Source organism: Mesorhizobium captivum, assembly GCF_033977165.1.
Taxonomy (GTDB): domain Bacteria; phylum Pseudomonadota; class Alphaproteobacteria; order Rhizobiales; family Rhizobiaceae; genus Mesorhizobium; species Mesorhizobium captivum.
Map to the genome: position 1 here is coordinate 41,330 of NZ_JAVIJB010000043.1, position 11,015 is coordinate 52,344.

The following is an 11,015-nucleotide window of genomic DNA, read 5'->3' on the forward strand; positions in this document are numbered from 1 at the left end:
GATTCCCCAAGAAATCCCGCATGGCATCTATGTATTGCCTCTATCGGCGGCCGTGCAAGTCTTGCCCCAGCGGCAGCAGCGGAAAGATTTGCCGCCGAAATCCCTTCGCCCGACCGTTCCGCGAACTGTGTGCCGACAAGGAGCAGGGTCGCTACCGGTGAGCTTCCGGGCTGATTTCGGAAGGCAGCCAATCAATAAAAAAATGCAGTCGTTAACAATGTCGTGAGCGAAAAATTCTGCTCATATTTTCCGTCATTTGAGGAAAATACGGATTCTTTTCCTGCTTACCGTGGGGTACGCAAACGGGGTGTTCCAAAGCCCGAAAAACGGTGCTTATATGCGCGCTTCGCGAGCCTGATAGAGGGGCTTGGAAGAACATCAGGGAGTGCTCAATGAAAAAGACAATGACTTTTGCAGCCGCGTTGCTGGCTGCAAGCGTCCTGGGTGGCATGGCCAATGCAAAGACGCTTGTCTATTGCTCGGAAGCGTCGCCGGCCAATTTCGATCCGGGTACGACGACCGGCGGCAACGACTTCGACGCCTCGTCGCGCACCGTCTATTCGCGCCTGGTCGAGTTCAAGCATGGCGGCACCGAGATCGAGCCCGGCCTCGCCGACAAATGGGAAATCTCCGACGACGGCCTGGTCTATACTTTCCACCTGCATCCGGGCGTGAAGTTCCAGACCACCGACTATTTCAAGCCGACGCGCGACCTCAATGCCGACGACGTGGTCTTCTCCTTCGACCGTCAGTTCAACAAGCAGAATCCGTGGAACGGCGAGAAATATCTGCCGAACCTGACCTGGGACTACTACACCGGCATGGACATGCCGAAATACGTCGCCAAGTGGGAAAAGGTCGACGACCTCACCGTCAAGCTGACGCTGACCGAGCCGAACGCGCCGATGCTGGCCAATCTCGGCATGGACTTCGCCTCGATCGTCTCGAAGGAATATGCCGACCAGCTCGAGAAGGACGGCAAGATGGCCGACTTCTCGACCAAGCCGATCGGCACCGGCCCGTTCCAGTTCGTCGACTACCAGCTGGATTCGGTCATCCGCTATGCGGCCAATCCCGACTACTTCAAGGGCAAGGAGAAGATCGACGATCTCGTCTTCGCCATCACGCCTGACGCGACCGCCCGCATCCAGAAGGTGCTGGCCGGCGAATGCGACATCGCGCCCTATCCGAACCCGGCCGACATCGCCACCATCAAGGCCAACAAGGACGTCACCCTGCTCGACCAGGCCGGCCTCAACATCGGCTATATGAGCTACAACACGACGATCCCGCCGCTCGACAAGCCCGAGGTTCGTCATGCGCTCAACCAGGCGATCGACCGGGAAGCCCTGATCAAGTCGCTGTTCCAGGATGCCGGTGCGACGCCAGCCGAGAACCTGATTCCGCCGACCATGTGGTCGTGGAACAAGGACGTGAAGACCGACGCCTACAATCCGGAAGCGGCCAAGAAGGTGCTGGCCGATGCCGGGCTGAAGGAAATCGAGCTCTGGGCGGCCGACCGCGTTCGTCCGTACAACCCGAACTTCCAGCGCGCGGCCGAGCTGATCCAGGCCGACTGGGCCAAGGTTGGCGTCAAGGCGAACATCGTCAACTACGAGTGGACGAAGTATCGCGAGGAAGGCAAGAAGAAGGAACGCCCCGGCGCCTTCCAGATCGGCTGGACCGGCGACAATGGCGATCCGGACAACTTCTTCGCCACCCTCTTCGCCTGCTCGGCCATCGGTGTGTCGAACTACTCCAGCTGGTGCGACAAGGACTTCGAGGACCTGATCCAGAAGGCCAAGAAAACCAGCGACCAGGGCGAGCGCACCAAGCTCTATGAGCAGGCGCAGGAAATCTTCGCCAAGCAGGCGCCTGCCTTCCTGCTGGCCCACAGCCAGGTCTATGCCGTTGTCCGCAACAACGTCAGCGGCTTCAAGATGGACCCGCTCGGCATTCATCGCTTCGACGGCGTTGACAAGGCCGAGTAATATTTGCGAACGGGGCGGCGCAAGTCAGCGCCGCCCCATTCCATTTTCACGATGATTAGATATCTCCTCAGCAAAATCGCCCTTCTGATCCCGACCCTGGTCGGCATCACCATCTGCGCCTTCGCCTTCGTCCGGCTGCTGCCCGGCGATCCGATCCTGGCTATGGCCGGCGAGCATGGCGTGACGCCAGCGCGTTACGAAGAGCTCAAGGAACAGTTCGGCTACAATCTGCCGATCTGGGAGCAGTATGCGCGCTATGTCGGCGAGGTCGCCACCGGCGATTTCGGCGTTTCCATTTCATCCAAGCGCCCGGTTCTCGAGGAGTTCAAGACGCTCTTCCCGGCGACGCTGGAACTGTCCTTCTTCGCCATGATCTTCGCCATGGTGATCGGCATCCCGGCCGGCATATTCGCGGCCGTCAAGCGCGGCTCGTGGTTCGACCAGTCGCTGATGGGCACCGCCCTCGTCGGCTATTCCATGCCGATCTTCTGGTGGGGCCTGCTGCTCATCATCTTCTTTTCCGGCTATCTCGGCTGGACGCCAGTATCCGGCCGCATGGGCCTGCAGTTCTTCCTGAAGCCGATCACCGGCTTCATGACCATCGACAGTATTCTCTACGGCAAATGGGACGCGCTGCGCTCGGCGTTCAGTCATCTCATCCTGCCGGCGATCGTGCTCGGCACCATTCCGCTGGCGGTGATCGCGCGCCAGACGCGCTCGGCCATGCTCGAGGTGCTTGGCGAGGACTACGTCCGCACCGCGCGCGCCAAGGGCCTTTCCGCCGCCCGCGTCATCGGCGTGCATGCTCTCCGCAATGCGCTGATCCCGGTCGTCACCACCATCGGCCTGCAGGTCGGCACGCTGCTTGCCGGCGCCATCCTCACCGAAACCATCTTCGCCTGGCCGGGCATCGGCAAGTGGATGGTCGATTCCATCTTCAAGCGCGACTATGTCGTCGTGCAGTCAGGTCTGCTTTTGATCGCCCTCATCGTCATGGCCGTGAACCTCATCGTCGACGTGCTCTACGCAGTCATCAACCCGCGCATCAGGGCCGCGTGATGAGCCAGTCGACCGAAATCGCCCCCATGGCCGCCGGCAGCCCGGACCGCCTGACCGGGTTCAAGACCTTCTGGCATTATTTCTCAGTCAACCGCGGCGCCGTCATCGGCCTCTTCGTCTTCATCCTGCTGGTGCTGGCGGCGCTCTTTGCGCCGCTGCTCGCGCCCTATGCGCCCGACGTGCAGGACAAGACCGCGTTCCTCAGGCCGCCGGCCTGGCAGGCGGGCGGCAGCACCCAATATCTGCTCGGCACCGATCCGGTCGGCCGCGACATCCTTTCGCGCCTGCTCTATGGCGCGCGCTTCTCGCTGCTGATCGGCGCGGTGGTGGTCACGCTGGCTCTCACCGGCGGCATCACGCTCGGCCTGCTGGCAGGCTATTTCCGCGGCTGGGTCGACGTCGCGATCATGCGCGTCATGGACCTGATCCTCGCCTTCCCGTCGCTGCTTCTGGCGCTGGTGCTGGTCACCATCCTCGGTCCCGGCCTGTTCAATGCCATGCTGGCGATCTCACTCGTCCTGCAGCCGCATTTCGCCCGCCTGGTGCGCGCCGCCGTCATGGCCGAGAAGAGCCGCGAATATGTCGTGGCGGCGAAGGTCGCGGGCGCCGGCCATCTCAGGCTGATGCTTCGCACGATCCTGCCAAACTGCCTGGCGCCGCTGATCGTCCAGGGCACGCTGTCATTCTCCAACGCCATCCTTGAAGCGGCCGCCCTCGGATTCCTCGGCCTCGGCGCCCAGCCGCCGACGCCGGAATGGGGCACCATGCTTGCCTCGGCACGCGAGTTCATCCTGCGCGCCTGGTGGGTGGTGACCTTCCCCGGCCTTGCGATCCTGATCACCGTGCTCGCCATCAACCTGATCGGCGACGGCCTGCGCGACGCGCTCGATCCAAAGCTCAGGAGGTCGTGATGGCTTTGCTCGACATCCACAACCTCGTCGTCGAGTTCCAGACCGCGTCAGGCCCGTTCCGCGCCGTCGACGGCGTCTCGCTCCACGTCGACGAGCGCGAGGTGCTCGCCATCGTCGGTGAATCCGGCTCCGGCAAGTCGGTGTCGATGCTGGCGGTGATGGGCCTGCTGCCATGGACGGCCACCGTGACCGCCGACCGCATGACCTTCAGCGGCCGCGATCTCTTGAAGATCGGCCCGGCCGAGCGCCGCAAGATCATCGGCAAGGACATTGCCATGATCTTCCAGGAGCCGGTCGCCAGCCTCAATCCCTGCTTCACCGTCGGCTTCCAGATCGAGGAAGTGCTGCGCTTCCATCTCGGCATGGACCGTGCTCAGCGCCGGGCGCGCGCCATCGAGCTTTTGAAGCAGGTCGGCATTCCGGAGCCGGCCGAGCGGCTCAACTCCTTCCCGCACCAGATGTCCGGCGGTCAGTGCCAGCGCGTCATGATCGCGATGGCGATCGCCTGCAATCCGAAACTGTTGATCGCAGACGAACCGACCACCGCGCTCGACGTCACCATCCAGAAGCAGATCCTCGATCTGCTTGTGTCGCTGCAGGCCAAATACGGCATGGGCCTGATCATGATCACTCACAATATGGGCGTGGTGGCGGAAACCGCCGACCGCGTCATCGTCCAGTACAAGGGCCGCAAGATGGAGGAGGCCGACGTGCTGTCGCTGTTCGAGAACCCGAAGAGCAACTACACGCGCGCGCTGCTCTCGGCGCTGCCGGAGAACGCCGTCGGCGACCGGCTGCCGACCGTCTCCGACATGCTGTTCGAGCCGGCGCCCCAGGGAGCTAGTGCATGACCGGAGCTAGTGCATGACCGGAGCCAGCGCATGACCAAGGTTGTCGAAGGCAAGAACATCGTGCGCGACTACCACGTCGGCGGCGGCCTGTTCCGCCCCGCGCGCACGGTGCATGCGGTGAAGGGCGTTTCCTTCAGCGTCGAGAAGGGCAAGACGCTGGCGATCGTCGGCGAATCCGGCTGCGGCAAGTCCACGCTCGCCCGCATCATCACGCTGATCGATCCGGCGACGGCAGGCGAGCTGTTCATCGATGGCAACAAGGTCGACATCGCCAGGGACGGGCTGACCAAGGAGATGCGCCGCAAGGTGCAGATCGTCTTCCAGAACCCCTACGGATCGCTCAACCCGCGCCAGAAGATCGGCGACGTGCTCGGCGAGCCGTTGCTCATCAACACCGACAAGCCGGCCGAGGAGCGCCGCGACCTGGCGATGAAGATGCTGAAGAAGGTCGGCCTCGGACCGGAGCATTACAATCGCTACCCGCATATGTTCTCGGGCGGCCAGCGCCAGCGCATCGCGATTGCCCGCGCGCTGATGCTGAACCCGAGCCTCTTGGTGCTGGACGAACCGGTCTCGGCGCTCGACCTTTCGGTGCAGGCGCAGGTGCTCAACCTGCTTGCCGACCTGCAGGACGAGTTCAAGCTGACCTACGTCTTCATCAGCCACGATCTGTCGGTGGTGCGCTACATCGCGGACGACGTAATGGTGATGTATTTCGGCGAAGCGGTCGAATACGGTCCGCGCGATGAAGTCTTCTCCGACCCCAAGCACGCCTACACCAAGACGCTGTTCGCCGCGACGCCGCGCGCCGATGTGGCGAGTATCAAGGCAAGGCTGGCCAGGAAGGCTGCCTGACCAGCCCGTCCTGGGGCGGCGCAGGAGCGAAGCGTCGCCACGTGGCCGCCACGCCGCGATCTCGATCAGAAGATGCGCCGGCCGGAATGGGAGCCGTGGCGATCCTTCGCGCTGTCCCGCCAGCATCTCGCGAAGAGATCAGATCACGACAGCTTCGCGACGATCGCCCGCAGCGCCTCGCCGAAGCGGTGCACTTCCTCGACCGTGTTGTAGTGCACCAGCGAGGCGCGGATGGCGCCACTGTCCATCGACAGGTTGAGCCGCTTCATCAGGCGCGGCGCGTACATGTGGCCGTCGCGGATGCCGATCTGCATGGCCGCCATCTCCTCGACGATTCTTTGCGGCGACAGCTTGCCGATGTTGAAGCAGAAGGTCGGCACGCGCTCATGGATGCCCGCCTCGTCGGCGACGCCGTAGATCGTCGCGTCGCAATCCTTCAGCACCTTCAGCATCGCGCGCGCCAGCATCAGCTCGTAGTCGCGGATCGCGTTCATGCCGGCGACGATGTTGTCGCGGCGCGAACGGTTGTTCTCGGGCAGGAAATTTCGGCCGACCGATTCCAGGTAGCGCACCGCGGCGTCCATGCCGGAGACGTTTTCGTAGATGAAGGTGCCGGCCTCGACCTTGTAGGGCGGCTCGTTCGGAATGAAGTCCTCGCGGAAGGTCGGCAGCCGCTTCAGCGTTTCGAAGCGGCCCCACAAGAAGCCCATATGTGGCGAGAAATTCTTGTAGCCGGAGCAGACGAGATAGTCGCAGTCCCAGGCTTGCACGTCGATCAGCCCGTGCGGTCCGTAATGCACGCAGTCGAGGAAGACCTCCGCGCCGGCCGCATGCGCGATCCTGGCGACCGAAGCGACGTCGACGATCGAGCCGATCGAATGCGCCGTCACCGTGCAGGCGACGAGCCGCGTGCGGTCCGACACAAGCGGCTCGAGGTCGTCGACATGCAGGTTGCCGCCCTCGCGCATGCGCCACCATTTGAACCTGGCGCCGGCCTGCTCCAGCGCCAGCCAGGTGGCGATGTTGGCGTCGTGGTCCATGTCGGTAATGACGATCTCGTCGCGTTCCGAAAGCATTTGCCCGATGCCGAGGCTGACCAGGCGGATGAACGAGGTGGCGTTCATACCGAAGCAGATTTCGGACGGGCTGTAGGCGTTGATCAAAAGCGCCACGCTTTCGCGCGCCTCGGCGACCGATTGGTCGACGGTGACGCTGCGGCCATAGCGGCCGCCGCGCTGGACGTTGTGCCCGACGAGATGATTGGTCACCGCGTCGAGCACGCTTTGCGGGATCTGCGCCCCTGCGGCATTGTCCATGAAAATGAAGTCGCCCGCCTGTTGCAGCGCCGGAAACATGGCGCGGATCTTTTCGACCGGGAACGAAGCGGCGCTCTCCGGCGCTTTCGAAACATGGTGCTGGTTCACGGGAGTCTCCTTCAGGTCATCAGTGTCGTTCGAGGGGGGATTAGCGCGCGCCGGACTGGGCCTTGCCGCGCTGTTCGAGGTAGCCGACCAGCCGCACCAGCGGCCAAAGGAAGGCGAGATAGATGATTGCCGCGCCGATCAGCGGCGTCGGGTTGGCCATCAGCGCCTGCGCGTCGGTCGCCTGCTTCAGAAGGTCGGGCATCGCCACGACCGAGGCGAGCGCGGTGTCCTTGAACACCGAGACGCAGTTGCTGGTGAGCGGCGGGATGACGACGCGGATCGCCTGCGGCAGGACCACCTTGCGCATGGCGACCCAGAAGGGCAGGCCGAGCGCGGCACCCGCCTCGAACTGGCCCTTCGGGATATTCTCGATGCCGGCGCGGCAGACTTCCGCCGTGAAGGCGGCAAGCACCAGCGACAGCGCAAGTGCTGCCGACACGAAGGACGAAAGCCGGATGCCGATGAACGGCAGGGCGTAGTAGATCAGGATCAGCACCACCAGGATCGGCAGCGCGCGGAACATGTCGATATAGAGGATCGCCAGCTGCCTCAGCGGCTTCGGCGCGTAGAGCCGCATCAGGCAGATCGCCAGTCCGGCGATGGTGCCGAAGACGATCGCGGCGCAGCCGAGCAGGATGGTGTTGCCGAGCCCGCGGATCAGGATCGGAAACGATCGGACCAGGATGCTCCAGTTGAAGAAGGTGTCGATCAGTTCCATCGGCATCACCCACGAGACAAAGCCCGCACTGCTAGCGGACCCAAACGGTCGAAGCGAGAGCGCCAGCTGTTGCTGTCGCCCTCGTCGAAGGTTGTGATTAGCCGGCTTATTGCGGGATCGGTCCCGGCGTCACCGTGCTGGTGCCCGATTCCGGATCGACGCCGAACCACTTCTTGTGGATCGCGGCCATCGTGCCGTCCTTCTTCATTTCGCTGATGGCGTCGTTGACCTTCTCCAGCAGCGGATGACCCTTCTTGGTCATCATCGCGAAGCGCTCGCCGGTCGGGATGCGCACCAGGATTTTCAGCGCCGGCATCTGCTTGATGGCGAACAGGAAGCCGGCAAGCTCGCCGGCGCCGCCGTCGATGCGGCCGTTTTGCACGTCGAGCAAAAGGTCCTGCTGGGCGTTGTAGCTCTTGGTCTCGGCGACGCCGAGCTTGGCGGCGTTTTCCTTCATGTAGGCTTCGCCGGTGGAGCCGGCGATGACGCCAATGGTCTTGCCCTTGAGGTCGTCGAGCGACTTGATGGCGGAATCCGCCTTGCCGACGATGGTGCCGTCGCTGTCGTAATAGGCTTGCGTGAACCCCTGGTTCTGCAGCCGCTCCTTGGTCACCGAGATCGACGACACGGCGAAGTCGATGCGGCCCGAAGCGGTGGCCGCGAACAGCGCCTGGAAGCCGAGATCCTGGAACTCGACCTCGGCGCCGATGCGCTTGGCGACATCGTTGGCGACGTCGATCTCAAAGCCCTCGAAGCCGCCGGAATCGGTCTTGTATTCCCATGGCGGGTTGGCCGGATAGGCGCCCACCATGATCTTGTCGGCGAAGGCCGGCGCCGCGAAGGCGACGCCGGCGGCGACGATCACCCCAATCAGTCCTAGACGTTTCAACATCTTGCTTCCCTCTGGTTCGGTTCCTCATCCGCCCCTTCCGGCGCCCAGCTCCCGGGCGCCGCAGGCGAGGCGGTGCCTGCAATCAAGAGGCGCGGCGCTGCCGCGAACCGATATGCTCCCCGAGCTGCGCGATCAGCGCATCGACCGCAGCTTCCGTGGTGACCATGCCCGGCGACAGCCGCAGCGTGGTGCCGCGCGCATCGCAATAAAGCCGCTCCTTGCGCAGCGCCGTGACGATCTTCGCCGGCTCTGCGCCTTGCGGCAGGCCGAGCATTACGCTGCCGCCGCGCTCCTCGGCATCGAGCGGCGAGCGGACCGCCCAGCCATTCTCCAGAGCGGCGTTGATGATGCGCTCGACGAGAACGGCATTCTGCGCGCTGATGGCGTCGATACCGGTCTCTTCCACCCATTCCAGCCCTGGCAGCGAGGCGACGCTTGCCAGGATCGCCGGCGTGCCGTGGTCGAAGCGGCGCGCATCGTCGGCGTAAGTGAAGGCGTCGAGATCCCAGGAGAACGGGTTCGGCTGGCTGAACCAGCCGCGCAGCTCCGGCCGGCACGTCGCGAGAAGGTCCGGTGCGACCTGCAAGATGCCTGCGCCGGACGACCCGCACAGCCATTTGAGCGAGGTCGAGACGACGAAGTCGACCGGCGTCGCGGCAACCGAAAACGGCGCGACACCGATGCCCTGCGTGACGTCGACGCCGACGATGCTGCCGATGGCGCGGCCATGTGCGGCAAGCCGCTCGACGTCGCAGCGATGCGAGGCCGTCGAGGTGACGAAGGTGACGAGCGCCAGCCCGACGTCCTCCTGCCAGCGGGCGATGAAATCCTCGTCGCGCACCCAGCTCTCGCCCGGTCTGAGCGGCACGGTGTCGAGCGTGAAGCCGAAACGTTCGGCCAACCCCGCAAGCAGGAAATGCAGGCTCGGAAAACAGTCGCCCGCAACCAGCAGCCGCTTTCGCGCCAGGCGCTCGGCCGGCAGGCCGCCGATCAGGCTGTAGAGCGCGGTGGTTACATTTTCGGCGGTAGTAAGCGTGCCTTGCGGCGCCTCGATCAGGCGGCTCCAGGCATCGATGAAGCGTTGCCGCGCGGCAAGGGCGGCCGGCCATTGGCCGTCGTCTTCCGCCGACCAGATGCCGGAAAAATCCGTCAGCGCCGCGGCCATCCGCTCGGCTTTGCCGGGGAAAGTGCCGATCGAATGGTAGAGAAAATAGCCGGACATTGCTGTCTCTCGCTCACTTGTGATCATGTGATCACAAAACCATCGACGGATCAATCGCCGCCGCCGAAGAAATGGGGATCAGCGCAGCAAAGACCGGTTGTTCGGTTGGTCCAGGGAGGCTGGCGACGGACAGTCTGGACCGCCCGCGGCTGTGCCGACGTCAGGCCGATCTGCCGAAGGCGGAGAAATCGACCGGCCTGGGCTCCGGCACGTCAGGACAGATCGTGCGCAAAGTCTGTTGCGTCGCCGTGATGTCGGCCACCACCTCGTCGCGGGCGCGCATGAAATCCTTGTCCTTCAACGCCGCGATGATCGCGACATGCCGGCCCGAGGGCTCCATCGTGCCGGCGCGCATCAGTGGCGCGACATGGTTGGACAACAGCCGCATATAAGGGCCGAAGCGCAGCCAAAGCGTCTCAATCAACTGGAACAGAACATCGGAGCCGGAGGCGCGATAGATGGTGAAGTGGAACTGCTGGTTCTTGGCGATGAGCTCATAGATGCTGCCGTCGCGGCCGATCGCCTGCTGGTCGTCGGTGACCCTCTGCAAGGAGGCGATCTCGGCCGCGGTCAGGCGCGGCGCGCCGAGCTCGGCGGCCAGCCCTTCGACGGCCAGGCGGGCCCGGCAGAGGTCGTCGAGCCGGGCACGGGTGACGACAGGCACGCAGGCCGAACCGTTCTGCGAGATTTCCAGCGCGTTCTCCGCCGCCAGCCGTCGCAGCGCCTCGCGCACCGGCATGTTCGAAGTGCCGAAAGCCTCGGCCAGCGAGGCGATGGTCAGCACTTGCCCCGGATCGAAGCTGCCGACCATCAAGGCATGGCGAAGCTGCTGGTAGACGCCATCCTGGACGGTGATGCGTCCCGATACCGGTTCGAAGCCCAGAGCCACGCTTTTGCTTTCCTCCGACAAAGCCTATGTGCGAAGACACACAAGCGGCCCGCCGAAGCAGGCGTGATCATCTGATCACAAATTGTGGCGGGAGCCAAGCGGCTGCGGTGGCCTGACTGAGTTTAGGTGTTCCAAAGCTGGCGCTGCCCCTTGTATCTGCACGGACAGAGATTTGTGCGATGGAAGCGACTGAGCCTCGAACC

The 11,015-nt window shown here is 63.9% G+C and carries 10 protein-coding genes; 5 read left to right on the top strand and 5 right to left on the bottom strand.

Features of this window, described 5'->3' with window-relative positions:
• The first annotated feature begins 392 nt into the window (after positions 1-392).
• Genes RFM40_RS27625 through RFM40_RS27645 form a run of 5 tightly spaced genes read left to right on the top strand, consistent with a single transcriptional unit; the run spans position 393 to position 5,667 of the window.
• Entirely contained in the window at positions 393-1,991 is a 1,599-nt protein-coding gene (locus RFM40_RS27625; protein WP_292372303.1) for an ABC transporter substrate-binding protein, read from the top strand.
• A 51-nt stretch (positions 1,992-2,042) separates the two neighbouring features.
• On the top strand, positions 2,043-3,050 hold the full coding sequence (locus tag RFM40_RS27630) for an ABC transporter permease subunit (protein WP_320228271.1): 1,008 nt from the start codon (positions 2,043-2,045) through the stop codon (positions 3,048-3,050).
• Positions 3,050-3,961, top strand: a complete 912-nt coding sequence (locus RFM40_RS27635; protein WP_430691736.1) for an ABC transporter permease subunit — start codon at positions 3,050-3,052, stop codon at positions 3,959-3,961. The genes RFM40_RS27630 and RFM40_RS27635 overlap by 1 nt, the downstream gene beginning before the upstream one ends.
• The gene (locus RFM40_RS27640) at positions 3,961-4,812 is read left to right on the top strand and encodes an ABC transporter ATP-binding protein (RefSeq protein ID WP_320228272.1); all 852 of its coding nucleotides are present in this window, start codon (positions 3,961-3,963) and stop codon (positions 4,810-4,812) included. The genes RFM40_RS27635 and RFM40_RS27640 overlap by 1 nt, the downstream gene beginning before the upstream one ends.
• A gap of 30 nt (positions 4,813-4,842) precedes the next feature.
• Entirely contained in the window at positions 4,843-5,667 is an 825-nt protein-coding gene (locus tag RFM40_RS27645; protein ID WP_320278609.1) for a dipeptide ABC transporter ATP-binding protein, read from the top strand.
• Positions 5,668-5,810: 143 nt separating this feature from the next.
• Here RFM40_RS27645 and RFM40_RS27650 read toward each other — a convergent pair whose 3' ends face one another.
• The 5 genes from RFM40_RS27650 to RFM40_RS27670 all read right to left on the bottom strand — a co-directional run bounded on the left by RFM40_RS27650 (position 5,811) and on the right by RFM40_RS27670 (position 10,812).
• Positions 5,811-7,091 carry a cysteine desulfurase-like protein gene (locus RFM40_RS27650; RefSeq protein WP_320278610.1) on the bottom strand — a complete coding sequence of 427 codons (1,281 nt, stop codon included), beginning with the start codon at positions 7,089-7,091 and terminating at the stop codon, positions 5,811-5,813.
• Positions 7,092-7,131: 40 nt separating this feature from the next.
• Positions 7,132-7,809 carry an amino acid ABC transporter permease gene (locus tag RFM40_RS27655; RefSeq protein WP_320228275.1) on the bottom strand — a complete coding sequence of 226 codons (678 nt, stop codon included), beginning with the start codon at positions 7,807-7,809 and terminating at the stop codon, positions 7,132-7,134.
• Between the two features lie 106 nt (positions 7,810-7,915).
• The gene (locus RFM40_RS27660; RefSeq protein ID WP_292301618.1) at positions 7,916-8,701 is read right to left on the bottom strand and encodes an ABC transporter substrate-binding protein; all 786 of its coding nucleotides are present in this window, start codon (positions 8,699-8,701) and stop codon (positions 7,916-7,918) included.
• 82 nt (positions 8,702-8,783) lie between these two features.
• Positions 8,784-9,923, bottom strand: coding sequence for an aminotransferase class V-fold PLP-dependent enzyme (locus tag RFM40_RS27665; protein ID WP_320228276.1), 1,140 nt, complete (start codon positions 9,921-9,923; stop codon positions 8,784-8,786).
• Between the two features lie 160 nt (positions 9,924-10,083).
• The gene (locus RFM40_RS27670) at positions 10,084-10,812 is read right to left on the bottom strand and encodes a GntR family transcriptional regulator (RefSeq protein ID WP_320228277.1); all 729 of its coding nucleotides are present in this window, start codon (positions 10,810-10,812) and stop codon (positions 10,084-10,086) included.
• Between the last annotated feature and the right edge of the window lie 203 nt (positions 10,813-11,015).